This window comes from Microbispora sp. CA-102843, assembly GCF_050936215.1.
Lineage (GTDB): Bacteria > Actinomycetota > Actinomycetes > Streptosporangiales > Streptosporangiaceae > Microbispora.
This window is the reverse complement of sequence record NZ_JBNJNF010000001.1, coordinates 4588488-4612484: the sequence shown is the minus strand read 5'-3', so window position 1 is coordinate 4612484 and position 23997 is coordinate 4588488. Positions and strand designations below refer to the sequence as shown.

The 23997-nt window shown below is 73.9% G+C and carries 23 protein-coding genes; 16 read left to right on the top strand and 7 right to left on the bottom strand.

Features of this window, described 5'->3' with window-relative positions; all coding sequences use genetic code 11:
• The first annotated feature begins 69 nt into the window (after positions 1-69).
• From hpnC to hpnH, 6 genes are read left to right on the top strand one after another with little or no spacing between them, the layout of a single operon-like run.
• A complete protein-coding gene (gene hpnC, locus ACQEVJ_RS21295; RefSeq protein WP_433103604.1) occupies positions 70-921 on the top strand; it encodes a squalene synthase HpnC in 852 nt (283 codons plus the stop codon).
• Positions 896-1870 carry a phytoene/squalene synthase family protein gene (locus ACQEVJ_RS21290; RefSeq protein ID WP_433103602.1) on the top strand — a complete coding sequence of 325 codons (975 nt, stop codon included), beginning with the start codon at positions 896-898 and terminating at the stop codon, positions 1868-1870. The genes hpnC and ACQEVJ_RS21290 overlap by 26 nt, the downstream gene beginning before the upstream one ends.
• An 8-nt stretch (positions 1871-1878) precedes the next feature.
• A complete protein-coding gene (hpnE, locus tag ACQEVJ_RS21285; protein WP_433103599.1) occupies positions 1879-3279 on the top strand; it encodes a hydroxysqualene dehydroxylase HpnE in 1401 nt (466 codons plus the stop codon).
• Complete coding sequence (shc, locus tag ACQEVJ_RS21280; protein ID WP_433103597.1) at positions 3276-5174, top strand: squalene--hopene cyclase; 1899 nt, start codon at positions 3276-3278, stop codon at positions 5172-5174. The genes hpnE and shc overlap by 4 nt, the downstream gene beginning before the upstream one ends.
• Positions 5171-6697: a 4-hydroxy-3-methylbut-2-enyl diphosphate reductase gene (ispH, locus tag ACQEVJ_RS21275; RefSeq protein ID WP_433103595.1), complete on the top strand. Its 1527-nt coding sequence runs from the start codon at positions 5171-5173 to the stop codon at positions 6695-6697. Before shc ends, ispH begins: the two co-directional genes overlap by 4 nt.
• The gene (hpnH, locus tag ACQEVJ_RS21270) at positions 6697-7701 is read left to right on the top strand and encodes an adenosyl-hopene transferase HpnH (RefSeq protein ID WP_433103593.1); all 1005 of its coding nucleotides are present in this window, start codon (positions 6697-6699) and stop codon (positions 7699-7701) included. The genes ispH and hpnH overlap by 1 nt, the downstream gene beginning before the upstream one ends.
• Before the next feature lie 19 nt (positions 7702-7720).
• On the opposite strand, the gene ACQEVJ_RS21265 is transcribed toward hpnH, so the two are convergent.
• Entirely contained in the window at positions 7721-8455 is a 735-nt protein-coding gene (locus tag ACQEVJ_RS21265; protein ID WP_433103591.1) for an SDR family NAD(P)-dependent oxidoreductase, read from the bottom strand.
• 101 nt (positions 8456-8556) lie between these two features.
• On the opposite strand from ACQEVJ_RS21265, the gene ACQEVJ_RS21260 reads away from it, so the two are divergent.
• Genes ACQEVJ_RS21260 through ligD form a run of 3 tightly spaced genes read left to right on the top strand, consistent with a single transcriptional unit; the run spans position 8557 to position 10259 of the window.
• Positions 8557-8790, top strand: coding sequence for a ribbon-helix-helix domain-containing protein (locus ACQEVJ_RS21260; protein WP_142648514.1), 234 nt, complete (start codon positions 8557-8559; stop codon positions 8788-8790).
• Complete coding sequence (locus ACQEVJ_RS21255; protein WP_433103589.1) at positions 8787-9236, top strand: hypothetical protein; 450 nt, start codon at positions 8787-8789, stop codon at positions 9234-9236. Before ACQEVJ_RS21260 ends, ACQEVJ_RS21255 begins: the two co-directional genes overlap by 4 nt.
• Before the next feature lie 54 nt (positions 9237-9290).
• Positions 9291-10259, top strand: a complete 969-nt coding sequence (gene ligD, locus ACQEVJ_RS21250; RefSeq protein ID WP_433103587.1) for a non-homologous end-joining DNA ligase — start codon at positions 9291-9293, stop codon at positions 10257-10259.
• Positions 10260-10270: 11 nt separating this feature from the next.
• On the opposite strand, the gene ACQEVJ_RS21245 is transcribed toward ligD, so the two are convergent.
• Positions 10271-11293 (bottom strand): hypothetical protein, encoded by a 1023-nt coding sequence (locus ACQEVJ_RS21245; RefSeq protein WP_433103585.1) that lies wholly within the window; start codon positions 11291-11293, stop codon positions 10271-10273.
• On the bottom strand, positions 11280-11513 hold the full coding sequence (locus ACQEVJ_RS21240) for a hypothetical protein (RefSeq protein WP_433103583.1): 234 nt from the start codon (positions 11511-11513) through the stop codon (positions 11280-11282). Before ACQEVJ_RS21240 ends, ACQEVJ_RS21245 begins: the two co-directional genes overlap by 14 nt.
• A gap of 180 nt (positions 11514-11693) precedes the next feature.
• Between ACQEVJ_RS21240 and ACQEVJ_RS21235 the strand changes: the two genes are divergently transcribed.
• From ACQEVJ_RS21235 to ACQEVJ_RS21225, 3 genes are all read left to right on the top strand, one after another.
• A complete protein-coding gene (locus ACQEVJ_RS21235) occupies positions 11694-12902 on the top strand; it encodes a histidine kinase (RefSeq protein WP_433103581.1) in 1209 nt (402 codons plus the stop codon).
• Between the two features lie 2 nt (positions 12903-12904).
• Positions 12905-13591, top strand: a complete 687-nt coding sequence (locus ACQEVJ_RS21230; protein ID WP_433112866.1) for a response regulator — start codon at positions 12905-12907, stop codon at positions 13589-13591.
• Between the two features lie 287 nt (positions 13592-13878).
• The gene (locus ACQEVJ_RS21225) at positions 13879-14595 is read left to right on the top strand and encodes a TNT domain-containing protein (RefSeq protein WP_433103579.1); all 717 of its coding nucleotides are present in this window, start codon (positions 13879-13881) and stop codon (positions 14593-14595) included.
• Positions 14596-14655: 60 nt separating this feature from the next.
• Here ACQEVJ_RS21225 and ACQEVJ_RS21220 read toward each other — a convergent pair whose 3' ends face one another.
• Positions 14656-15744, bottom strand: coding sequence for an enolase C-terminal domain-like protein (locus tag ACQEVJ_RS21220; RefSeq protein ID WP_433103577.1), 1089 nt, complete (start codon positions 15742-15744; stop codon positions 14656-14658).
• A 101-nt stretch (positions 15745-15845) separates the two neighbouring features.
• Here ACQEVJ_RS21220 and ACQEVJ_RS21215 point away from each other — a divergent pair, with 101 nt between their 5' ends.
• The 3 genes from ACQEVJ_RS21215 to ACQEVJ_RS21205 are packed head-to-tail and all read left to right on the top strand — an operon-like array spanning position 15846 to position 21119.
• Positions 15846-17612: a thiamine pyrophosphate-dependent enzyme gene (locus ACQEVJ_RS21215; protein WP_433103575.1), complete on the top strand. Its 1767-nt coding sequence runs from the start codon at positions 15846-15848 to the stop codon at positions 17610-17612.
• Between the two features lie 4 nt (positions 17613-17616).
• Complete coding sequence (locus ACQEVJ_RS21210; RefSeq protein ID WP_433103573.1) at positions 17617-20619, top strand: FAD-binding and (Fe-S)-binding domain-containing protein; 3003 nt, start codon at positions 17617-17619, stop codon at positions 20617-20619.
• Positions 20616-21119: a MarR family winged helix-turn-helix transcriptional regulator gene (locus tag ACQEVJ_RS21205; RefSeq protein ID WP_433103571.1), complete on the top strand. Its 504-nt coding sequence runs from the start codon at positions 20616-20618 to the stop codon at positions 21117-21119. The genes ACQEVJ_RS21210 and ACQEVJ_RS21205 overlap by 4 nt, the downstream gene beginning before the upstream one ends.
• 30 nt (positions 21120-21149) lie before the next feature.
• Here ACQEVJ_RS21205 and ACQEVJ_RS21200 read toward each other — a convergent pair whose 3' ends face one another.
• Entirely contained in the window at positions 21150-21608 is a 459-nt protein-coding gene (locus ACQEVJ_RS21200; protein WP_433103569.1) for a MerR family transcriptional regulator, read from the bottom strand.
• A gap of 56 nt (positions 21609-21664) precedes the next feature.
• On the opposite strand from ACQEVJ_RS21200, the gene ACQEVJ_RS21195 reads away from it, so the two are divergent.
• Positions 21665-22354, top strand: a complete 690-nt coding sequence (locus ACQEVJ_RS21195; RefSeq protein WP_433103567.1) for a siderophore-interacting protein — start codon at positions 21665-21667, stop codon at positions 22352-22354.
• Between the two features lie 31 nt (positions 22355-22385).
• Here the strand turns inward: ACQEVJ_RS21195 and ACQEVJ_RS21190 are convergent, their stop codons facing one another.
• Both ACQEVJ_RS21190 and ACQEVJ_RS21185 read right to left on the bottom strand, forming a co-directional pair.
• Positions 22386-22730: a hypothetical protein gene (locus ACQEVJ_RS21190; protein ID WP_433103565.1), complete on the bottom strand. Its 345-nt coding sequence runs from the start codon at positions 22728-22730 to the stop codon at positions 22386-22388.
• A gap of 144 nt (positions 22731-22874) precedes the next feature.
• Positions 22875-23951, bottom strand: a complete 1077-nt coding sequence (locus ACQEVJ_RS21185) for a family 2 encapsulin nanocompartment cargo protein polyprenyl transferase (protein WP_433103563.1) — start codon at positions 23949-23951, stop codon at positions 22875-22877.
• Positions 23952-23997: the final 46 nt, after the last annotated feature.

Genomic DNA, 23997 nt, shown 5'->3' with positions numbered 1-23997 from the left:
TTGCCCATGTAAAAGCGCCCGCCCACTCCGTCGGGTTTTGTGGTGAATTGCGGTGGAGATTCTTCAGGCATGTCCGCAGCGGACGTACGCGACGCCGCGCGCCGGGAGAACTTCCCGGTGGCCTCCCGCCTGCTTCCGCGCGCGTACCGTCGCGACCTGATGGCGGTGTACGGCTTCGCCCGCTACGTGGACGACGTCGGCGACGAGGCGGACCCCGCCGAGCGGCCCGCGCTGCTCGATGCGGTGGAGGCCGACCTCGGCCGCCTGTACGCCGGGGGGAGCCCGCGGCTGCCCGCCGTACGCGCGCTGACGCCGTTGGTCGCCGGGCGGGGGGTGCCGCGTACGCCCTTCCTCCGCCTCGTGGAGGCCAACCGGCGCGACCAGGTGGTGCGCCGCTACGACACGTTCGCGCAGCTGCTGGCCTACTGCGAGCTGTCCGCCAACCCGGTCGGCCGGATCGTCCTGCACGTGTTCGGCGTGGCCACCCCGGAGCGGGCGCGGCTCTCGGACCGCATCTGCTCGGCGCTGCAGGTGATCGAGCACTGCCAGGACGTCGCCGAGGACCACGCGCGCGGCCGCGTCTACCTCCCGGCCGAGGACCTGCGCAGGTTCGGCTGCCGCGAGGCCGATCTGGACGCCCCGCGCACCTCCCCGCGGCTGCGCAGGGCCGTCGCGCTGCAGGCCCGCCGCGCCGCCACCCTGCTGGACGAGGGCATGCCGCTGCTGGAGACGCTGAGCGGGTTCGCGCGGACCGCGGTCGCCGGGTATGTCGCGGGCGGCCGGGCGGCGCTCGCGGCACTGGAGCGCGGCCGGCACGACGTCCTCGGCGGGGCGGTCCGCGCGCGCCGCCGCGCGGTGCTGACCGAGTGGGTGCGCGTGCTGAAGGAGGTGAACGGTGACGGTTCCCGGCGCGATTCCTGATCCCGTTCCCGATCGCCCTCCCGGCCCCGCGCTGCGCCCCGTCACGCCCATATCCGTGCCGGTGCCCGTGTCCGTGCCGTTGGCCTACCGGTGCTGCGAGCGCGTCGTCCGCACCCGGGCGCGCAACTTCGCGTACGGCATCCGCCTGCTCTCCCCGCCCAAGCGCCGCGCGCTGAGCGCGCTCTACGCCTTCGCCCGGCGGATCGACGACATCGGCGACGCGGCCGGGCCGGTGGACGCTCGGCTGGCGGCGCTGGAGGAGGCGCGGACGGGCCTGCGGGCCCCCCGGCCGGACCCCGCCGACCCCGTGCTGGTGGCCCTGCGCGACACCGCCGCGCGCTTCCCCGTCCCGCTGGACGCGTTCGAGGAGCTGATCGACGGCTGCGCCGCCGACGTCGCGGGCGCGCGCTACCAGTCCTACGAGGACCTGGTCGGCTACTGCCGGGAGGTCGCCGGGTCGATCGGGCGGCTGTCCCTCGGCGTGTTCGGCCTCGCCGACGGGGTGCCGGCCGGTGACGGGACCCTGCGGCGCGCGGCGCGGCTCGCGGACTCCCTGGGGGTGGCGCTCCAGCTCACCAACGTGCTCAGGGACCTGCGCGAGGACCGTTGCGCGGGCCGGGTGTACCTGCCCGCCGACGACCTGCGCAGGTTCGGCTGCACGCTCGACCTGGACGCGTCGGGGGCGTTCACCGACCCGCCCGAGCGGCTGGCGCGGCTCATCCGGTACGAGGCCGGGCGGGCGCTCGGCTGGTACGTCGAGGGGATGCTCCTGATCCCGCTGCTCGACCGGCGCAGCGCGGCCTGCACCGCGGCGATGGCGGGCATCTACCGGCGACTGCTCGCCCGCATCGCCGCCGACCCGGGCGGGGCGCTGGCCGGCCGTGTGTCGCTCACGCCGTGGGCGAAGGCGATGGTGGCCGCGCGGGCGATCGCGGGAGCGGCCCGATGAACGGCCGGATGAATGACCCGGCGAACGGCCCGGCGAACGGCGCGCGGAGCGGCGTGGAGGGCGCGACGGTCCCGCCCGTGGCGGTGGTGGGCGGCGGCCTCGCCGGCATCACCGCGGCCCTCGCGCTCGCGGAGGCCGGGTGGCCGGTGACCCTCTACGAGGCGAGGCCCCGGCTCGGCGGGGCCACCCACTCCTTCGCCCGGGGCGGCCTCACGGCCGACAACGGGCAGCACGTCTTCCTGCGCTGCTGCACGGCGTACCGGGGGCTGCTGGACCGGCTCGGCGGCACCGGGCGGGTGCGCCTGCAGGAGCGCTTCGACGTGTGCGTGCTGACTCCGCACGGCGGGCGGGGACGGCTGCGCCGGGCCGCGCTGCCCGGGCCGTTCCATCTGCTGCCCGCGCTCGCGGGCTACCGCCTGCTGTCCCCCGCCGACCGGCTGCGCGCGGTGCGCGGCGCGCTCGCGCTGCGCGGGCTCGACCCGGCGGAGCCCGCCCTGGACCGGGCCGTGCTCGGCGGGTGGCTGGCCGAAAACGGCCAGCGGGAGACCGTACGGCGGGCGCTGTGGGACCTGTTCGCGGTGGCCGCGCTCAACATCCCGTCCGACGAGGCGGCGCTGGGACCGGCCGCGATGGTCTTCAGGACGGCCCTGCTCGGCCGCGCCGACGCCGCCGACATCGGCGTGCCGTCCGTCCCGCTCGGCGACCTGCACGGCGGCGCCGCGCTTTCCGCCATCGCCCGGCTGGGCGGCGAGGTGCGGCTGGCGGCGAAGGTCGACAGAGTGCTGCCGTGTCTGCCGGGCCTGAGCGGACCTTCGATCCTCGTGGGCGGGGCGCGCGTCGAGGCGTCGGCCGTCGTCGTCGCCACCCCGCACGGCCAGGCCGCGCGACTCGTGCCGGCGGAGGCCGCGCCGGACCGGGACGCCTGGGCGGGCCTCGGAGCGAGCCCGATCGTCAACGTGCACGTCGTCTACGACCGGCCCGTCACGCGGCTGCCGTTCGCCGCCGTCGTCGGCTCGCCGGTGCAGTGGATCTTCGACAGGACCGCCTCTGGCGGGCTCCCCCGGGGCCAGTACCTGACCGTCTCGGTGTCGGCGGCGCGGCACTGGATCGACGTGCCCACGGCCGTGATGCGGGAGGTGTTCCTGCCCGAGCTGGAGCGGCTGCTCCCCGCCGCGCGGACGGCGCGGGTCGTGGACCTGTTCATCACCAGGGAGCGGCGGGCGACCTTCCGGCAGGTTCCCGGAAGCGGGGGCCTGCGCCCCGGCTCGGCCACCCGGTGGCCCGGGCTGTTCCTCGCCGGCGCGTGGACCGACACGGGCTGGCCCGACACGATGGAGGGCGCCGTGCGCAGCGGACTCCAGGCGGCCCGCCTCGCCAGGCGGCATCTCGAACGGGAGCGGGCGTCGTGACCGCGGTCGCCACCAGCGCCGCCCGCGCCGCGACCGCCCTGAAGGCGGCCCGCGACCACCTGCTCGGCCTGCAGTCGCCCGAGGGGTGGTGGAAGGGCGAGCTGCAGACCAATGTGACCATGGACGCCGAGGACCTCCTGCTGCGCGAGTTCCTGGGCGTGCGGACCGCCGGGGAGACCGCCGAGGCCGCGCGGTGGATCAGGTCCCAGCAACGCACGGACGGCGCGGTTGCCGGCACGTGGGCCAACTTCCACGACGGCCCCGCCGACCTGTCCACCACGATCGAGGCGTACGCCGCGCTGCGGCTCGCGGGCGACCCGCCCTCGGCTCCGCACATGCGCGCCGCGGCGGCGTACGTGCGCGGGGCCGGCGGCATCGAGTCGGCCCGGGTATTCACCCGCATCTGGCTCGCCCTGTTCGGCCAGTGGCGGTGGGAGGACCTGCCGGTCATCCCACCGGAGATCATGTTCCTGCCGCCGTGGTGCCCGCTGAACGTGTACGACTGGGCCTGCTGGGCGCGGCAGACCATCGTCCCGCTCACGATCGTGACCGCGCACCGGCCGGTCCGCCCGCTGCCGTTCGGCCTGCCGGAACTGCGTACCGGACACGTGCCGCGGCGGGCCCCCCGCACCGGTTGGGACGCGGCGTTCGCGGCCCTCGACCGCGTCCTGCACCGGTACGAACGGCGCCCGGTCGCCGCGCTCCGCCGCGCCGCGCTGAGGCGGGCCGCCGAGTGGGTCGTGGCCCGGCAGGAGGCCGACGGCTCGTGGGGCGGCATCCAGCCCCCCTGGGTCTACTCGCTGATCGCGTTGAACCTGAGCGGGTACGACGTCGGCCACCCCGTCATGCGCGCCGGCCTGGCCGGGCTCGACAGGTTCACCATCAGGGAGGACGGCACGCGCAGGCTGGAGGCGTGCCAGTCGCCGGTGTGGGACACCGCGCTCGCGATGACCGCCCTCCTGGACGCCGGTCTGCCCCGGGAGCACGCCGCGCTGGCCCGGGCCGGCGAGTGGCTGCTGCGCGAGGAGATCCGGGGGCCGGGCGACTGGATGGTGCGGCGCCCCCGTCTCACGCCGGGCGGCTGGGCGTTCGAGTTCGACAACGACGGCTATCCCGACGTCGACGACACGGCCGAGGTCATCCTCGCGCTGCGCCGGTGGCGCCGGCCCGCCGCCCGGCCCGTCCTCGAGCGGGGGCTGCGCTGGATGGCCGGGATGGCCTCACGCGACGGGGGATTCGCCGCCTTCGACGCCGACAACACCCGGGAGCTGTGCCTGCGGCTGCCGTTCTGCGACTTCGGCGCGGTCATCGACCCGCCGTCGGCCGACGTGACCGCGCACGTGGTCGAGGCGCTCGCGGCCGAGGGCATGGCCCGCTCCCCCGTCGTACGGCGGGCGGTGGTGTGGCTGCTGCGGGCGCAGGAGCCCGACGGCTCGTGGTTCGGCAGGTGGGGGGCCAACCACGTGTACGGCACCGGGGCGGTGCTGCCCGCCCTCGCGGCGGCCGGCGTGCGGCCCGGCGCCCCCTGCGTACGGCGGGCGGTGGCGTGGCTGGAGGCGCACCAGCACCCCTGCGGCGGCTGGGGCGAGGACATGCGTTCCTACCGCGACCCCGCCTGGATCGGGCGGGGCGAGCCGACCGCCTCGCAGACGGCGTGGGCCCTCATCGGCCTGCTCGCCGCCGGAGAGCGTGGCCCGGCCGTGGACAGGGCCGTGGCCTGGCTGGCCGACAGCCAGCGCCCCGACGGCACCTGGGACGAGCCCTACTACACCGGCACCGGCTTCCCCGGCGACTTCTACATCAACTACCACCTCTACCGCCTCGTCTTCCCGGTCAGCGCGCTCGGCCGCTACCTGCGCCTGCACGAGACGGCCGGATCGGAGGCGACGCCATGACCGATCTGATCGTGTGCACCGCGCTGGGAATGGAGGCCCGGGCCGTCGCCCGCGGCCTGCGGCCCCGGCCGGACTCCGGGAGCGGCCATCCGCGCGTCCGGGTCGTCAGGATCGGGATGGGGCCCGACCGGGCGGCGCGCGCGGCGGCCCTGCTCCCGCCCGCCGCCGCCCTCGCCGTCACCGGCTTCGGCGGGGCCCTCCACGACGGCCTGCGCCCCGGGGACGTGCTCGTCGCCACCGAGGTCCGCTCCGGCGACCGGGTCTGGCCGTGCCCGTCGGCCCCGCTGCTCGCCGGCGAACTCGTCCGCGCCGGGCTGCCCGCCCGCACCGGCCCGCTCGTCACCTCCCCTCGGATCGTGACGGGCCGCGACCGCCGCGTGCTGGCCCGCGAGGGCGCGTACGCCGTGGACATGGAGAGCGCGCCGCTGGCCGCCGCCGCGGGGGCTCGGCCGTTCGCGGCCGTGCGGGTCATCGTGGACACCCCCGACGCTCCCCTGCTGAGCCTCGCCACGATGGGCGGCGCGGTCGCCGCGCGGCGCACGCTCGCCCGGATCGGCCCGGTCCTGGCGCGGTGGGCGGCGGCCGCGGGCCCGCGGCGGGTCCTGCTGGCCTCGCCCCGCTCGTTCTGCGCCGGGGTCGAACGGGCCATCGAGATCGTGGAGCGCGCGCTGGACCGGTTCGGCGCGCCCGTGTACGTGCGCAAGCAGATCGTGCACAACATCCACGTCGTACGCGACCTGGAGCGGCGCGGCGCGGTGTTCGTCGACGACCTGGCCGAGGTGCCGGAGGGCGCGGTCGCCGTGTTCTCCGCGCACGGGGTCGCGCCCGCCGTGCGGGAGGAGGCGGGGCGGCGCGGGCTGCGCGTCGTCGACGCCACGTGCCCGCTGGTCGCGAAGGTCCACGCGGAGGCCCGCAGGTTCGCGGCGCGGGGCGACCTCGTCGTGCTGATCGGCCACGCCGGGCACGAGGAGGTCGAGGGCGTGCTCGGGGAGGTGCCCGGCGCCGGCGTGCTGGTCGAGAACGAGGCGGGGGTGGCGTCCGTGCCGCCGGGGCGCGGGGTCGCCTACCTGACCCAGACCACGCTGGCGGCCGACGAGGCCGGGCGGGTCGCGGCGGCGATACGGCGGCGCTTCCCCGACGCCGAGGGCCCGCGCGGCGACGACATCTGTTACGCGACGACCAACCGGCAGCACGCGGTGCGCGCCGTCGCCGCGGAGGCCGACCTGGTCCTGGTCGTCGGCTCGGCGAACTCCTCCAACGCCCTGCGCCTCACCGAGGTCGCCGCCCGCTCCGATCACGATGGGGCGCCGCTCGCCCGCCTGGTGGACGGCCCCGGCGACATCGCGCTCGACTGGCTGCGCGGCGCGCGGACGGTCGGGCTGACCGCCGGGGCGTCCACCCCCGGCGCCATGGTCGACGCCATCGTGGCCGCGCTCGGCGGGCTCGGCCCGCTGGAGGTGGAGGAGCGGCGGGTGACCGAGGAGAACGTCGAGTTCACATTGCCGAAGGAGGTGCGGCCCTGATGCCGATGCCCGTACGCCAGAGCCTGCGCGTCGGCGCGTACATCCTGGCCCAGCGGCTGCGCCGGCGGGAGAGGTTCCCGCTGCTGCTCGAGCTTGAGCCGTTGTTCGCGTGCAACCTGAAGTGCGCGGGCTGCGGGAAGATCCAGCACCCGGCCGGCGTGCTGAAGCAGCGCATGCCCGTCGAGCAGGCGGTGGCCGCCGTCGAGGAGTGCGGCGCCCCGATGGTGTCGATCGCGGGCGGGGAACCGCTCATGCATCCCCAGATCGGGGAGATGGTCGAGGAACTGGTGGCACGCAGGAAGTACGTCTTCCTGTGCACCAACGCGCTGCTGATCCCGCGCAAGATCGACCGGTTCACGCCCTCGCCGTACTTCGCCTGGGCGGTCCACATCGACGGCCTGCGCGAGCGGCACGACGCGTCGGTGTGCAAGGAGGGCGTGTTCGACGAGGCGGTCGCGGCGGTGCGCGAGTGCCGGCGGCGCGGCTTCCGCGTCACCACCAACACCACGTTCTTCGCCGGGGACAGCCCGCGCACCGTGATCGAGGTGCTCGACTTCCTCAACGACGACCTGTGCGTCGACCAGATGATGATCTCGCCCGGGTACGCGTACGAGAAGGCGCCCGACCAGGACTGCTTCCTGGGAGTGCGGCAGACGAGGGAGCTGTTCCGCGCCGCGTTCGCGGGCGGCAACCGCAGGCGCTGGCGGTTCAACCACTCGCCGCTGTTCCTCGACTTCCTGGAGGGGAAGACCGACTTCCCCTGCACGGCCTGGGCGATCCCGTCCTACTCGGTGTTCGGCTGGCAGCGGCCCTGCTACCTGATGGCCGACGGGTACGCGCAGACCTACCGGGAGCTGGTCGAGGAGACCGACTGGAGCTCCTACGGCCGGGGGCGGGACCCGCGCTGCGCCAACTGCATGGCGCACTGCGGCTACGAGCCGACGGCGGTCTTCGCCACCCTCGGCTCGCTGCGCGAGTCCCTGCGCGCCTTGCGTGGCAGCTGAGAGTCGCGGCAGCTGAGAGTCAGGGGCGGCCGAAGCGGCGGGCGAGGACGCGGAACGCGCCGGGCGCGGCCCCGTGCAGGCGGGCGGGCAGCCGCAGCCAGGCCGGGACGTACACCTCGGCGCGGTCGCGCTCCACGGCCACCGCGATGGCCCGGGCAACCCGCTCCGGCGGGACGGGCGCCGGCCTGCGGCGCGTGTACGGCCTGCCGCGCCGGGCGAAGAACGGCGTGTCGACCACCCCGGGCACCACGGCCGTCACGCCGATCCCGGGCAGCTCGTACCGCAGGCTCTCGGCGAAGGCCAGCAGGCCCGCCTTGGTCGCGGCGTACACCGCCTCCTCCCGCACGCCCACCACGCCGGCGATCGAGGCGACATAGACGAGGTGGCCCCGGCCGCGCTCCAGCATCCCGGGCAGCAGCAGCCGGGTGAGCTGCACGTGGGCCGTGAGGTTGACCGCGATCATGCGTTCGGCCGTGCCGCCGGACATCCGCGCGAGCGGCCCGCTCCAGCCCTCGCCCGCGCACGCCACCAGCATGTCCACCTGCCCGGCGCGTACGGCGAGGTCGGCCGAGGGATCGGACAGGTCGGCGGGCAAGACCTCTCCGCCGGTCCGGGCGGCGACGCCGGCGAGCGCCTCCTCGTCGCGCCCGGACAGCACCAGCCTTGCGCCGCGCGCCGACAGCTCCAGCGCCGTGGCGGCGCCGATGCCCGACGACGCGCCCGTGACGAGCACCCGTGCCCCCGCCAGCCTCATGCGCCCACCCCCTCGTCACTGGGTGTACCCGCGGAGTACGGCTGAGGTGATTTCCGCCAACCGATGGACCGCCGGCAGTATGACTGGGTAACCTCCCGAGTATGACCAAGAAGATTACGATCTCTTTGCCGGACGAACTCGCCGACGAGGCGCAGGCGTCCGGCAACGCCTCGGCCTACATCGCCGCGGCGCTGCGGGAGCGGCGGCGCATCCAGGGCGACCTGGCCATCATGGCCGATTTATGGGGGCCGGGCTGGCAGGACGGGATCACCGATGACGACAGCGCCCGCGCGGCGCGCCTGGTGACCGGCGACGCCAAGGCGGACGCCGCGTGACCGACCCCGTCCCACCGGCCGGTGTCCTGTCCGGCCACGTGCTGGACCTCGACGCCGTCGTCCACCTGATCGAGGGCAAGAGCATGTACGGCAGGGCCGTCGTGCGGCAGTCCTCGGCCCACGGCGTCACCCTCCTCGTCCCCGCGCTTGCCGTCCAGGTGCTGTCGCTCGGCCCCATCCAGCCCCGGCTCGAACGCTTCCTGCGTATGTCCATGGTGGTCACCGGCGCGCTCTCCCCCGACGACGCCGTCGAAGGCGGGCCGTACGCGCAGCGGATCATGACGAGCCTGCGGCGCCACCGGCCGTCCGCCGCCGACGCGCTCCTGCCCGACGTCCTGGTGGCCGCCCACGCGGCCGTCCACGCCACCCGCCGCAACTGGCGGATCATCACCGCGACCCCCTACCTGTACGAGGGCCTCGACGTCCGCCTGGAGATCCTCCCCTAGGCGTCCACGCAGGTCAGAAGGTACGCGCCGGGCCGGCTGGGGTACCAGCAGGGCATGGCCGCCCTTCCGGCGTACACGCCGATGATGGCCCGGCTCGGGCGGCTGCCCGAGCCCGAGGGCGACTACGCGCACGAGATGAAGTGGGACGGGGTCCGCGCCCTCGGGTACGTCGAGGACGGCACGCTGCGGCTGGTCTCCCGGAACGGCAAGGACATCACGGCCGCCTACCCCGAACTCGCCGGCCTGGCCGAGGCCACGGGCGGGCACGCGGTGGTGCTCGACGGGGAGATCGTCGCCTTCGACCAGCAGGGCAGGCCGTCGTTCGAGGCGCTGCAGCCGCGCATGCACCAGCGCAACCCGCTCAAGATCAGGCAACTCCTGGTCACCACGCCCGTGACGTACCTGCTGTTCGACGTGCTGCACGTCGACGCCGCCACCGCCATCGCCATGCCCTACACCGAGCGGCGGCGCCGCCTGGAGGACCTCGTCCACGCCGGACGCCACTGGGCCATCCCGCCCTACTACGCCGACGGGGGCGAGCACGCGCTGGCCGACTCGCGGCGGCTGGGGCTGGAGGGCGTCGTGGCCAAGCGGCTCGCCTCCCCCTACCGCCCCGGCCGCCGCTCCCCCGACTGGGTGAAGGTCAAGAACGTCCGCACACAGGAGGTCGTCGTCGGCGGCTGGCGGGCCGGGGAGGGCCGCCGGGCGAACACCGTCGGCGCGCTCCTCGTGGGCGTCAACGACGACAGCGGGCGCCTGCGGTACGCCGGCAGCGTCGGCACCGGCTTCACCGACGAGGCGCTACGGCGGCTGGGCGAGCGCCTGGCGCCGCTGCGGCGGGACACGCCCCCCTTCGACGGCATCACCCGTGAGGAGGCCAGGGGCGGCCGGTGGGTGGACCCCGTCCTGGTCGGCGAGGTGCAGTTCGCCGAGTGGACGGGCGAGGGGCGGCTGCGCCACCCCTCCTGGCGGGGCCTGCGCGACGACAAGGACCCCGGCGAGGTCGTCCGCGAGGACGGATGAACGCGCCCGAGTCACCCCGTCGCCTTGTCGAGCGAGCCCGCGGTGTCTCGAGACCGCGTCGCCAGGACCCCGAGCAGCACCGCGCCCGCGAGGAAGGCGACGTTGTGGGCGTACTTGGCGACCGGTGCGACCTCACCAAGCGGGACCGCGAAGAACCCGACCGCCGCGCGCGCGGTCAGGGCTCCGGCGGCGAGCGCGGCGGCATGGCGGACGCTCCATTCCGGCGAGCGGGCGAGGCGGACGGCGGCCGCGGCGCACAGCGTGATCACCGCGAGCCCGGCCGCGACCCCGCCCCAGGTCGAGGGCAGGAAGTTGAAGGTCAGGCCCGCGACCAGCCCGGCGGCCGCCACGACGATCGGCCGCGGCGCGGTGCCTCCCGGCGGTGCCGGGAGTTCGGCTCGGCGCCGCCTTGTCGCGGCGGAGATCAGCGCGACGAGCACGAGCAGCGCGACGACCGCCAGTGATCCCGCGATCTGCGCGGCCGTGGCGTGGTCGGGCTCGGTCCGCAGGTGCTCGCGCAGGACGAACGCCGCCGCCGCGAGGTACAGCACCGCGGCCGTGACCAAACCGGGCGTACGCAGCCAGGGCGTACGCGACAGCCGGGGGCTCAGCGCCTCGGTCAGCGCGATCGGCACGCCGAAGCTCCAGATCGCGTGGCCTGCGACGAAGGACAGCGTGGTGTAGGCCGCCAGTCCCAGTGGCTCGACGTACGTCGGACGGATCATCTCCTCCCAGTACGGGATGTCCCGATAGCCCTCGCTGAACATGGACTGGTCGATGACGCCGGCCTGGAGCACGCCGAAGGCCGCCGCGAGGGTGAGGATGCCCGGCCAGGGCATGCCCAGGCGGCGGGCCGCCTCACGGATGAGCAGGGCGGGCGCGCCGTACAGCGGACTGAAGATCAGCAGGCTGGCGGCGAGCACGAGCGGGTCGCCTGTGCTGTCGTCGTAACCCGTGACGTACTCGGCGCACATCGGCGCCAGCACCAGGAGCCCGGCCGCCATGGCGAAACGCCGCGAATCACGCGTTTTCATTTCGCCTCCATGCGGCGGCGAAGACCGCGGCGCCGACGACCGCGACGAGGAGGTTGGCGTAGACCTCGTAGCCGGTCAGGAAGTCCAGGCGCGGGATGACCTGGCGGTTGAAGACGTTGAGTAACGCCCCCCAGAACGGCTGCACGGCCAGGTGGTCGATGGTCCCGCTGATGCCCGCGACCACCAGGAACGCCCCGGCGAGTTGGATGACCTTGCGCATGGCACCGACGCTAGGGATCGGCGCGCCCGGCGGGGATCGGGCATCGGCATGCTTCCGTACGGCCAAGGTCGCCGGCGTGCGGCATGCCATCCGACCGAAGTCGGGCGGCGCCCGACTTCGGTATGGTCTTCGCCCCTCAGCCCTGGCGGGCCTCCTGCGAGGTCGTACGCTGCGGGGGATATGGATTCCCCCGCCGCCCCCCGGCACCGGCGAACCCGGCGTGACTGGCTCGTGGACTCGGCGATGTTCGTGCTCGCCGCGACCTTCGCCTTCTACATGTCGGTGGACCGCGTCGACACCGCGCCGCTGCCGCCCGCGTGGCTGTTCCCCCTCGACCAGTTCGCAGGCGCGCTCGGCTGCGCCGCGTTGTGGCTGCGCCGCCGATGGCCGGTCGGGCTCGCTGTGACGCTCGTCGCGCTGTCGGCCGTCTTCGAGATGGTCGCCGGCCCGATGCTGGCCGCGCTCTTCTCGGTCGCGGTCCACCGCCGCCCGCGGACCTCCGGCACCGTGTTCGGCTTCAGCGTTCTGGCCGCGATCGTCTTCACGTGGCTGCGACCGGAACCGGGCATGCCGCCGCTCGCGTTGTTCACGCTGGGCCTGGCCCTGCAGGGCGCGGCGGCCGGGTGGGGGCTGTTCGTCCACCACCGGCGGCGGCTGGTGCTGGCGCAGCGCGACCGCGCGGCCCGGATGGAGACCGAGGCGAGGCTGCGCGCCGAGCAGGCGCAACACCAGGTCCGTGACGCAATCGCCAGGGAGATCCACGACGTGCTCGGCCACCGGCTGTCGTTGCTGAGCGTGCACGCGGGAGCGCTGGAGTTCAACCCGGGCGCCGACCCCGCCGACGTCGCCCGGGCGGCGCGGGTGATCAGGGAGAGCGCCCACCAGGCCCTGCAGGACCTGCGCGAGGTGATCGGCGTGCTGCGCGCCCCGACCGGCGAGCCGTCCGCGCCCACGCGGCCCGGCCTGCCCACTCTGGCCGACCTGGAGGAGCTCGTCGCGGAGTCGGGCCGGGCCGGCATGCGGGTGGAGCTGTGCGACGACCTCGGGTCACGGGAGACGGTCCCGGACCGGGCGGGCCGCACCGCCTACCGCGTCGCGCAGGAGGCCCTCACCAACGCGCGCAAGCACGCGCCGGGAGCCGGGGTCCGCGTACGGGTGAAGGGGGCGCCCGGCGAGGGCCTGACGGTCGAGGTGGTCAACGACGCGCCAGCGGCCATCGGCCAGGACGCCGGAAGCGGAGGCGGCCACGGCCTCGCCGGCCTGGCCGAACGCGTCACGCTGGCCGGGGGACGGCTGGAGCACGGCCCCGTGGACGGACCCGTGGACGGGGGCGGCGGCGGGGGCCGTGGTGGCTGGCGCGTGCGGGCCTGGCTACCGTGGCCGGCGTGATCATGCCAGACTCCACCATCGGCGTACTCATCGCCGACGACGACCCCCTGGTCCGGGCCGGCCTGGTGATGATGCTCGGCGGCGCCCCGGACATCCGCGTCCTCGCCCAGGCCGGGGACGGCGCCGAGGTGCTTCCGCTGGCCGGCCGGCACCGCCCCGACGTGGTGCTGATGGACATCCGGATGCCGGTGATGGACGGCCTGGCCGCCACCGAGGCGCTGCGCGCCCGCGACGGCGCGCCCGAGGTGATCGTGCTGACCACCTTCGACGCCGACGAGTACGTGCTGCGCGCACTGCGCGCGGGAGCCGCCGGGTTCCTGCTGAAGGACACCCCGCCGGGCGAGATCGTGGACGCCGTCCGCCGGGTGGCCGCCGGCCATCCGGTCCTGTCCCCCGCGGTGACCCGGCGGCTCATCGCCCGGGTGGCCGAGGACGGCCAGGACCGGCGCCGGGCCCGCGCCGGTGAGCGCCTCGCGCTGCTGAACGACCGGGAACGTGAGGTCGCGGTGGCGGTCGGCCAGGGCAGGCCGAACGCCGAGATCGCCGCGTTGCTGCATCTCAGCGTCCCCACCGTCAAGACGCACGTGTCGAGCGTCCTCGCCAAGCTCGGCCTCAACAATCGCGTCCAGATCGCCCTGCTCGTCCACGACGCCGGGCTGCTCGACGATCCGCTCGGCACGGACGGCTGAAAAGGATCCTCGCCTCTTTCGCGGAATTCCGGAAGCTTCTGCCGTCACCATTTTGGTGCGCCTATATCGCCTCATGTCGGCCTTGTTTCCCCTGACCGCGCGGGGTTTTTGAACGCTGCGGCGATCTCCTTGTGATGCGCCTGAACAACAGCCGGGTACGCACGAATTCGTCGCGTCAGAGCGATCATGGCCATTTCTCGGCGCCATTCACCGGGCGATTCCCATCGAAATCAATCTGATGCGGATATGTCCGATCGCATGCTGTGTGCGCAATCTCAGGAGAATTCGTGCGCGTTCATTCTCGCAAGCTGTTCGTGGCCGCCTGCACCCTCGCCACGGCGGCCCTGACCGGTGTCCCGGCCCAGGCCGCGACCGCGCCCGCCGGGCAGGGCCCGGCGACCTCCGACCCCCAGCCCCTGGGCGCGACGACGGGCCAGGTCTGCGGGCCGCCGTTCGTCAACGGCGACCCGAACCTCGGCCCGGTGCTCCTGCCGCGCACCGGCTTCATCGCCAAGATCCTGGACGGCTACGTGCGGTACGGCGGCCTCTCCCCGGAGCGGTTCCTGGAGCGCTACTACATCCCAACCACCAAGTCCTACCGGTTCCCCCAGGACTCCGGGTTCGCGCACTCCGGCGCATACACCAACGGCCGCCCGCTCATCAGGACGGCGAAGCTGCCGCTCGGCTACAAGGTGGACCGCTTCGGCGGGGAGGGCGGGGCGTTCCTCGCACCGTTCGCCACGCCGTTCTCCAAGCGGTCGCTGCGGCCGAACAACCTCAACAACGTCCCGGGCGACCAACACCTGTGCAATTACCACGCCTACCGCGTGATCCGGTCGTTCCTCGTGGACGCGGGGCCGGCGGCCTCGGCGTTCGAGATGCCGGGCCTCGGCGAGCAGTTCCACACACTCGCCAAGTACATCCCCGGCGCGCCGGCGAACCCGGACGGCGAGGTGTCGATCGGCTGGCTGGCCGACAACGGCTACCTCGAACGCATCAACTGAGCCCTCCTGCCGGAACCGGGCGGGCACGCCACGCCCGCCCGGTGACGGGCCGAGCGGGCCCTACGCGACCCGGTACGGCTCGGCGGCGGCGCCACGCAGCGTCAGGCCGTGTCCGGGGGCGTCCCGCGGGCGTACGACACCACCCGTGGGGTCGGCCGCGCCGTCGAACAGGTCGCCCTCGATCCGCACGTGGTCGTGGAACCACTCCATGTGGCGCAGGTTCGGGGTCGCCGCGGCGACCGGCGCGTGCAGGTTGGGCGCGCAGTGCGCCGACACCTCCAGCCCGTGCCCGGCGGCGATCGCGGCCCCGCCGGACCAGCCCGTGTAGCCGCCGCAGCGGGTCGCGTCGATCTGCAGGCAGTCGACCGCGCCCGCCGCGCACATGCGGGTGAAGTAGGTGAGGTCGCCGCCGTACTCGCCGGCCGCGACGTCGGCGTCGGCCCGCTCACGCACCAGGCGCAGCCCGGCCAGGTCGTCGGAGGACACCGGCTCCTCGAACCACCGCACGTCGTGGTCGCGCATCCGCTGTTCCATCCGCACGGCCTGCTTGGCGCTGTAGCCGCCGTTGGCGTCCACGTACAGCTCGGCGGCGTCCCCGATGACGCGGCGGGCGAGCGCGACGCGGTGCAGGTCGCGGTCGGGGGCGGTGCCCGCCGACTCCCCGATCTTGATCTTGACGCGGGGAATGCCCTGCTCGTGCGCCCAGTGCGCGAGCTGCGAACTCGTGACGTCGTCGTCGTACGTGGTGAACCCGCCCGAGCCGTACACGGGCACCGACTGCCTGGCGAGGCCGAACAGGCGGGCGAGCGGCACGCCCAGCAGCCGGGCCTTGAGGTCCCAGAGCGCGACGTCGACCGCGGAGATCGCATACCCGGCGACGCCCGTGCGGGTCGCGTTGCGCACCCGGCGGACCATCGCGGTCCACAGGCCCGGCACGTCCATCGGGTCGCCGCCGCGCACGACCGGCGCGAGCAGGTCCGTGACGACCCGCGCGGCGGCGGCCGGGGCGTAGGTCCAGCCGAGCCCGGCCGCCTCACCGGCGTCCACGTGGACCACCACCATCGTGGTCGCGTCCCAGCTCAGCGTGCCGTCGGCCTCCGGGCGGTCGGTCGGCACGCGATAGGCCGACACGTGGAGGTCTCTGATCACGATCGCCCCCATACCCGGCCGTGACACGGCGATTCTCACAAAGGCAAAATTTTCCATGTGGTGAGTGTTCGGCTGCCCATTCCAGGGGCAGCGCGGCACGTATGACGGAAATCGCCTCCGAAGTACTCATCAGGCGGCTCGCCGACTGGGGTGTCGACACCGTCTTCGGGCTCCCCGGTGACGGCATCAACGGCATCATGGAAGGGCTGCGCCGCCAATCCGACCGTGTCCGGTTCGTGCTGGTGCACCACGAGGAGGCGGCCGCGTTCATGGCGGCCGCGCACGCGAAGGCCACCGGCCGCATCGGGGTGTGCCTGGCCACCTCGGGCCCCGGCGGGATCCACCTGCTCAACGGCCTGTACGACGCCAAGCTCGACCACCAGCCGGTTCTGGCCATCACGGGCATGCAGGAGACCAGCGTGCTGGGCACCGGCTACCAGCAGGAGGTCCACCTCGACCGGCTCTACGAGGACGTGGCCGAGTACAACCTCGTGGTGGACAACCCCACCCAGCTGCCCGGCGTGGTGGACATCGCGATCCGCACGGCGTACGCGCGGCGCGGGGTGGCCCACCTGTGCCTGCCCAACGACGTCCAGGTGGCCCCCGCCGACGCCGACCCCTACCAGCACGTCGCCCCCGCGCGGCCCCCCGCGACCGCCCCCGTCTACCTGTCCCCGCCCGGCGTGCCGCGCGCCGAGGACCTGAGGGCCGCCGCCGAGGTGCTCAACGCGGCCCGGCGTCCCGCGATCCTGGCCGGGGCCGGCGCCCTGCACGCCCGCGAGGAGGTGCTGGCCGTCGCCGAGACGCTGGGCGCCCCCGTGATCAAGACGCTGCCCGGCAAGGCGGTCATCCCCGACGACTCGCCGTACGCGGTGGGCGGGATCGGCCTGCTCGGCACGAAGCCGGGCGAGGAACTGGTCGAGGACTGCGACACCCTGCTGATGGTCGGCACCAACTTCCCCTACACCAAGCACCTGCCCGAGCCCGGCAAGGTCCGCGTCGTGCAGATCGACGCCGACCCCGCCCGCGCGGGCGTGCGCATGCCGACCGAGGTGCCGATGGTCGGGGACGCCAAGGAGGGGCTGGCCGCGCTGCTGCCGCTGCTGCATCGCAACGACGACCGGGCGCACCTGGAGAAGTACCAGAAGGCCATGGCCGGGTGGCGGGACAACATGGCCGCCCTGGAGAACCCGGAGCGCGCCCCGATCGCCCCGCAGTACCTGATCGGCTGCGTGGACCGGGCCGCCTCCGACGACGCCATCCTGACCTGCGACTCCGGGACGATCGCGACCTGGGCGGCGCGGCACTGGACGATCCGCGGCGATCGGGAGTTCTACCTGTCGGGCAACCTCGCCACGATGGCGCCCGGCCTGCCGTACGCGATCGCGGCGCAGCTCGCCCACCCCGACCGTCAGGTGATCGCGTTCGTCGGCGACGGCGGCTTCGCGATGCTGATGGCCGAGTTCCTCACCGCGGCCCGTCTCGGCCTGCCGATCACGGTGGTGGTGAACAACAACGGCTCGCTGGGCCAGATCCTGTGGGAGCAGATGGTGCTGGGGTTCCCCGAGCACGGGGTCAGGTTCGGCGCGCCCACCTCCGACTTCTCCGCCTGGGCCCGCTCCTGCGGCGGGTACGGCCGCAAGGTCACCGACCCCGCCGACCTGGACGAGGCCGTACGGCAGGCCCTCGCCCATCCGGGGCCGGCGCTGGTGGACGTGGACGTCGACCCGAACGAGCCGCCCATGCCGGGCAAGGTCGCCCGCGACCAGGCGGTCAAGTTCGCCGAGGCGTTCCTGAAGGGGCAGCCGCACAAGGCGGCCATCGCGACGACGCTGTTCAAGGACAAGATCTCTCAACTGGGGCGGTGACGCCATGACGGACCAGGTGCTCGTTCCGCTGCCCGTGACGGCCCGGCCGCGCCGGCCGTACGTGCGGCTGCGCGACCTGGAGCGGGACCTCGCCGCCCGGGTGGACGGCGAGGTCAGGTTCGACCCGGGCAGCCGGGGCGCCTACTCCACGGACGGGTCGAACTACCGGCAGGTGCCGCTCGGGGTGGTGGTGCCGCGCACGGTGGACGCGGCGGCCGAGGCGATCGCGGTCTGCCGGGAGCACGGCGCGCCCGTCACCTCACGGGGCGGTGGGACGAGCCTGGGCGGTCAGACCTGCAACGCCGCCGTCGTCATCGACTGGTCCAAGTACTGCCACCGGCTGGTGTCGGTGGACGCCGCGGCGCGCACCTGCGTTGTCGAGCCCGGCATCGTGCTCGACGTGCTGAACCGGCTGCTGGCCGACGACGGCCTCATGTTCGGGCCGCGCCCGTCCACCCACTCCCAGTGCACGCTCGGCGGCATGATCGGCAACAACTCCTGCGGCTCGACCGCCCAGGCGTACGGCAAGACCGCCGACAACATCGCGCGGCTGGAGATCCTCACCTACGACGGCCATCGGATGTGGGTGGGGCCGACGAGCCAGGAGGAGTTCGACCGGATCGTCGCCGAGGGCGGGCCGAGGGCGCGGATCTACCGCGAGCTGCGCGCGATCGTCGACGAGCACGCCGACGAGATCCGCCGCCGCTTCCCCGACATCCCCCGCCGGGTGTCGGGCTACAACCTCGACCAGCTCCTGCCGGAAACCGGGTTCGACCTGGCCCGGGCGCTGGTCGGGTCGGAGGGCACGCTGGTCACCGTGCTGCGGGCCGAGCTGCGCCTGGTGCCCGCGCCCAAGGCCGAGTGCCTCGTCCTGCTCGGCTACCACGACATCAACGTGGCCGCCGACGCCGTGCCACGTATCGCCCGGTACGGCCCGCTCCAGCTGGAGGGGGTGGACGACAGGCTCGTGGACTTCGAGCGGCGCAAGCACATGCATCCCGACGCCCTCAAGCGGCTGCCGGAGGGCGGCGGCTGGCTCATGGTCTCCTTCGGCGCCGACTCCCAGAAGAAGGCGGACGCCAAGGCACGCGACCTGCTGAAGGAGCTGAGGGACACCGAGCACGCGCCGCACATCGCCTTCATCGACGACGCGAAGATCGAGAAGGAGCTGTGGGAGGTACGCGAGTCCGGGCTCGGCGCCACCGCCCGCGTGCCCGGCCTGCACGAGACGTGGGAGGGCTTCGAGGACTCGGCCGTCCCGCCGGACAAGCTCGGCGGCTACCTGCGCGACCTGCGCCACCTGTTCGAGGAGTTCGGCTACGGCGACGCCTCCCTGTACGGGCACTTCGGGCAGGGCTGCGTGCACACCCGCATCCCGTTCGACCTGGTGACGGCCGACGGGGTGGCGGCCTTCCGCGCCTTCCTCGAACGGGCCGCCGACCTCGTCATCTCCTACGGCGGCTCGCTGTCGGGCGAGCACGGCGACGGGCAGGCCAGGGGCGAGCTGCTGCCGAAGATGTTCGGGCCCGCGGTCATGACCGCCTTCGAGCAGGTCAAGGCCGTCTTCGATCCCGGCGACCGGATGAACCCGGGCAAGGTCGTCGCGCCGTACAGGCTGGACGAGAACCTACGGCTCGGCCCCGAGTGGACGCCCGCCGACCCGCCCGTGAACTTCGGCTACCCCGACGACGAGGGCAGCTTCCAGCGGGCCGTCATGCGGTGCGTGGGGGTCGGCAAGTGCCGCGAGCACGTCGGCGGGGTGATGTGCCCGTCCTACCGGGCCACCGGCGAGGAGGAGCACTCCACCCGCGGGCGCTCCCGGCTGCTGTTCGAGATGCTGAACGGCCACGCCGACTCCGCGGTGAAGGACGGCTGGCGCTCCACCGCCGTGCGCGACGCCCTCGACCTGTGCCTGGCCTGCAAGGGCTGCAAGCACGACTGCCCGATGCAGGTCGACATGGCGACGTACAAGGCCGAGTTCCTCGCCCACCACTACGCCCGCCGGATCCGGCCGATGGACCACTACGCGATGGGGTGGCTGCCGGTGTGGGCCCGCCTGGCGGCACTCGCCCCGGGCGTGGTCAACGCGCTCGCGCACGCGCCCGTGCTGTCCCCGCTCGCCAAGCGCCTGGCGGGGCTCGAACCGGCCCGGCCGGTGCCGGACTTCGCGGGGATCCGCTTCAGCGACTGGTTCCGGCGGCGCGGGCCGCGCGGCGGGGGCGAGCGGGGACCCGTGGTGCTGTGGCCGGACACCTTCACCGACAACTTCCACCCGCACATCGGCCGCGCCGCCGTCGAGGTGCTGGAGTCGGCGGGCTACCGCGTGCTGATCCCGCCGCGCACGCTGTGCTGCGGCCTGACGTGGATATCGACCGGCCAGCTCGGCGTGGCGCGGCGCGTGCTGCGCCGCACCGCGCGGACCCTCGCCCCGGCGCTGCGCCACGGCATCCCGATCGTCGGGCTGGAGCCGAGTTGCACGGCGGTGTTCCGCGCCGACGCACCCGAGATGTTCGCGCACGACCGGGACTTCGCCCGGCTGCGCGAGCAGACCAGGACCCTCGCCGAGCTGCTGAGCGCGACCGACGGGTGGGATCCGCCCCGGATCGACCGGGACGCCGTCGTCCAGCCGCACTGCCACCACCACTCGGTGCTCGGCTTCGAGACCGACCAGGCCCTGCTGTCCCGGGCCGGTGTGCGGGTGGAGGCGGTGGGCGGCTGCTGCGGCCTCGCCGGGAACTTCGGCTTCACCGCCGGCCATCTGGAGGTGTCGGTGACCTGCGCGGAGCACGAGATCCTGCCGGCGATCCGCGCCGCCGACGCGCGCACGGTCGTCCTCGCCGACGGATTCAGCTGCCGTACGCAGATCGAGCAGTCGGGGGTGGGACGCCAGGCGATCCACCTCGCGGAGTTGCTGGCGGCCGGGGTGCGGGGCACGCCGTTGGACGACCACCCCGAGTGGCGCGCCTCGCGCAGGCCCGGCCCGGCACGGGTCCTGGGGACGCGATGAGCGCCGGGGCCCTGGATTACGGAGCTCTGAAGGAGACGGACCCCGCGCTGGAGGAGGACGCGTGGTCGGTCGAGGACGCCTCGCTCGCCCTGGTGGAGATGACCCTCAACGCGGCGACGCGCGGCTCCGACCTGTCGGTCACCCAGTTACGGGTGCTGCTCGCGGTCGACCGGCACGGTCCGCTGAACCTGAGCGGGCTCGCCGCCCTGCTGGGCATGTCGGTCTCGGCCACGGGCCGCCTGGTGGCCCGCCTGCACACCGCCGGGCTGCTGACGCGCCTGCTGTCCCCGCACAGCCGCCGTGAGGTCAGCATCGATGTCAGCGAGACCGGCAGGAGGTCGCTCGAACGGATCCGCGCGGCCCGCCGCGGGCACATCGCCGCAGCGCTGCGCCACATGCCGGCGGACAGCCGCCGGACGCTCGCGCGGACGCTGCGCGAGCTCACGGCGGCGGCGGGGAACGGCCTCGGCGAGGGCGGCCGTCGCGTGGGCCGGCGGTGAGCCGGACGTGGCGGGCGTAGCGGCACGACCTCAGGCTGCTGTCCCGCCGCCCAGCGGCTCCACCATGACCTTGCTGTCGGAGCCCTGATCGGGCGCGGGTGGAATCCGGGCCGCGATCCGGTCGCGAGCGTGCCGGCACTCGGCGAAGCTGTGGGGGCAGGCGAGCGCGTGTTCGATCAGTTCCTTGGCCGCTTGTGCCTGTGAGATGCGCTGGTCAAGCTCCTGGACGTGGCGGTGCAACAGGTCCCGGTGGTCCATCGGGCTGGCGGTGGACAGTAGCGCACGCAGCTCGCCCAGCGTGAAACCGGCTTCCTTGCCCACCAGGATCAGTGCAACGCGCTCCAGGTCCGCCCGCCCGTATGAGCGCTGGCCGCCGGGGCGTCGCGCGGGCTCCAGCAGGTGCATGCTCTCCCAGTGCCGGAGTACGTGCGTGGCCAATCCGAACCGTTGTGCCAGCTCGCCGATGGTCAGCTCCTCGCTTGACTTCATGTGTACATTAACCGGCACTCTAACGGCATGATCAAGTCATCGATGGCGGTCCCGCCGTGCTGAATCTGTTCCGACACGGGACTGTCACGCAGATCGAGCCGATCGCCGAGCGCATGCGTCGTATCCGCATCTCCGGCCCTCAACTGCGTGAGCTGGACTGGGTTCCCGGCACGCACATCCGTCTGCGGGTCGGCGACCCTCGCCAGCCTCGTTCGTGGCTGCAGGGATTCCTGCGCACCTACTCGATCTGGGATTACTCACCACAGGGCCATCTCCACCTGTGCGTGCTCGACCACCCTGCCGCCGGGCCGGGGGCGTTGTGGTCACGCCGGGCGCGTATCGGCGACACCGCCGCCTTCATGGGTCCGGAGGGCAGGCTCGTGCTGCGCGAAGACGCGCCATACCACCTGTTCGCTGGAGATGAGACCGCGGCCGTCGCGTTCGGCGCGATGCTGCGCGCGCTGCCGGCATCGGCCGTCGTGCACGGCGTGATCTTGGCCGGCGGGCCCGGCGATCGGCTCCCTCTTGCTCAAAGTGATCGGTTGACCTGGATCTCCCGGCCGGATGAGCTGCTCGGCGGAGTTCGCTCGCTGGACCTGCCCGACGAGCCGGGTGTCGCCTACGTCGCCGGTGAGGCACGCACCTGCCAGGCCGTACGAGGCCACCTGGTGAGGGAGCGCGGCTGGTCGCGCCGGGATGTCGTGGTGAAACCGTTCTGGGCGCCGGGACGGCGCGGCATGGACTGACACCCGACGCTCCGGCGCCCGGTTCGGCTGCTCATCGGCCCCTGCGGCGGGAGCCCGTCCCGTAGAACCGGAGGTTCTGGTTGATCTTGCAGGTGCGGGAGGGCCGCTTGCAGAAAGCGCCCAGGGATGCGTTGTTCTGGGCGTTGATGGACATGATCTGGACGCCGCGGTTCGTGGTGGGACTGAGTAGTCGCGGCTCGTTCTGATTGTCCGTTCCGCCGATGATCTTCGTGACGACGGGGCCGTGATCGCCCCTTGAGGCAGGGAGCCGGGGACCGAGGTGAGTCACCGCCGCGTAGGCGCTCCCCTGCATGGCGAGCCCGGCCGTCACGATCACGAGCACGGTCAGCGCCGTCGCCGCATGCAGGCCCTTCATCCTGGTTCCTACCGCCTCTTCCTGGGCCAAGCCGGTGCGCACATCCGTCTCCGACGCGGGTGATGCACCCGTCCGTACCCGCGACCCGTTGTGCCCAACACCATCAATCGATCCGCGGTGCGGACAATGACGCGCTCTTTGTCATCAGCGGTCGCGGTCGGCCGCGAGGCGGGCCAGGGCCTCGAGACCCGCCGCCGGCCCGGGCGCCGGCTCCGCCGACCGCAACGCCTCCAGCGCCTCGGACAGCAGATCGTCCACCCTGGCGAGGCTCCACGCCCGCCCGCCCGCCTCGTCCACCAGCCGCGCCGCCCTCGGAAGATCGGCCTGCGCGAGCGGGCGGCGGTAGAGCGCGGCGAGCGCGCAGCCCGCCGGCGTGCCCGACGTCAGCGCGGCGACGACCGGCAGGGACTTCTTCCGGTTGCGCAGGTCGGAGTGGACGGGCTTGCCGGTGACGGCCGGATCGCCCCAGATGCCCAGCAGATCGTCGACTATCTGGAACGCCAGCCCCACACGCTCGCCGAACACCCGCAGGAAGGCCACCTGCTCGGTGGCGGCACCGCCGTGCAGCGCGCCGAGGGCGCAGGCGCATCCGAACAACGCGCCCGTCTTGCCCTCCGCCATGCGCACGCACTCCCCCAAGCTCACGTCCGCGCGCTTCTCGAAGCCGAGGTCGGCGCTCTGGCCGTCCAGCAGCGACTGGACGCACCGGGCCAGCGTGCGCGGGCTGTCGGCGAGCCTGCCGCCCCCGGCGAGCGCGGCGAAGGCCAGCGCCAGCAGGGAGTCGCCGGCCAGGATCGCCTCGGAGCGCCCGAAGACGTTCCAGACCGTGGGGCGGTGGCGGCGGACCGCGTCGCCGTCCATCACGTCGTCGTGGACGAGGGAGAAGTTGTGCACCAGCTCGACCGCGACGGCGGCGGGCAGCGCCGCGTCCACGTCTCCCCCGGTGCCCTCCGCCGCAAGCAGCGTGAACGCGGGCCGCAGGACCTTGCCCCCGCCCGCCCGCACCGGCCGCTCCCGCGCGTCCCACCATCCGAAGTGGTATCCCGCCATCCGGCGCATCGGCGGAGGCAGGGTGTCGACCGCGCGGCGCAGGGCGGGCTCCACCAGGTCGCGCGTCCGGGCGAGCAGGTCCGCCGTGGTCCGCACTCCCTCTGCAACCGGTTCCGTCACGCTCCCACCACCTCGGGCTCGAACCCACAGGCCGGCTGGACTTGTCGGCATACCCCGGCCGCCACCTGACCACACGTGTCTCCTAACGTGGTGCCCC

What these genes read in the sequence shown, in the direction of transcription:
- hpnC (WP_433103604.1), top strand. Translation starts at nt 70, where the DNA reads ATGTCCGCAGCGGACGTACGCGACGCCGCGCGCCGGGAGAACTTCCCG.
- hpnE (WP_433103599.1), top strand. Translation starts at nt 1,879, where the DNA reads ATGAATGACCCGGCGAACGGCCCGGCGAACGGCGCGCGGAGCGGCGTG.
- ispH (WP_433103595.1), top strand. Translation starts at nt 5,171, where the DNA reads ATGACCGATCTGATCGTGTGCACCGCGCTGGGAATGGAGGCCCGGGCC.
- hpnH (WP_433103593.1), top strand. Translation starts at nt 6,697, where the DNA reads ATGCCGATGCCCGTACGCCAGAGCCTGCGCGTCGGCGCGTACATCCTG.
- ACQEVJ_RS21265 (WP_433103591.1), bottom strand. Translation starts at nt 8,455, where the DNA reads ATGAGGCTGGCGGGGGCACGGGTGCTCGTCACGGGCGCGTCGTCGGGC.
- ACQEVJ_RS21260 (WP_142648514.1), top strand. Translation starts at nt 8,557, where the DNA reads ATGACCAAGAAGATTACGATCTCTTTGCCGGACGAACTCGCCGACGAG.
- ligD (WP_433103587.1), top strand. Translation starts at nt 9,291, where the DNA reads ATGGCCGCCCTTCCGGCGTACACGCCGATGATGGCCCGGCTCGGGCGG.
- ACQEVJ_RS21245 (WP_433103585.1), bottom strand. Translation starts at nt 11,293, where the DNA reads ATGAAAACGCGTGATTCGCGGCGTTTCGCCATGGCGGCCGGGCTCCTG.
- ACQEVJ_RS21240 (WP_433103583.1), bottom strand. Translation starts at nt 11,513, where the DNA reads ATGCGCAAGGTCATCCAACTCGCCGGGGCGTTCCTGGTGGTCGCGGGC.
- ACQEVJ_RS21235 (WP_433103581.1), top strand. Translation starts at nt 11,694, where the DNA reads ATGGATTCCCCCGCCGCCCCCCGGCACCGGCGAACCCGGCGTGACTGG.
- ACQEVJ_RS21230 (WP_433112866.1), top strand. Translation starts at nt 12,905, where the DNA reads ATGCCAGACTCCACCATCGGCGTACTCATCGCCGACGACGACCCCCTG.
- ACQEVJ_RS21215 (WP_433103575.1), top strand. Translation starts at nt 15,846, where the DNA reads ATGACGGAAATCGCCTCCGAAGTACTCATCAGGCGGCTCGCCGACTGG.
- ACQEVJ_RS21210 (WP_433103573.1), top strand. Translation starts at nt 17,617, where the DNA reads ATGACGGACCAGGTGCTCGTTCCGCTGCCCGTGACGGCCCGGCCGCGC.
- ACQEVJ_RS21205 (WP_433103571.1), top strand. Translation starts at nt 20,616, where the DNA reads ATGAGCGCCGGGGCCCTGGATTACGGAGCTCTGAAGGAGACGGACCCC.
- ACQEVJ_RS21200 (WP_433103569.1), bottom strand. Translation starts at nt 21,608, where the DNA reads ATGAAGTCAAGCGAGGAGCTGACCATCGGCGAGCTGGCACAACGGTTC.
- ACQEVJ_RS21190 (WP_433103565.1), bottom strand. Translation starts at nt 22,730, where the DNA reads ATGAAGGGCCTGCATGCGGCGACGGCGCTGACCGTGCTCGTGATCGTG.
- ACQEVJ_RS21185 (WP_433103563.1), bottom strand. Translation starts at nt 23,951, where the DNA reads ATGCCGACAAGTCCAGCCGGCCTGTGGGTTCGAGCCCGAGGTGGTGGG.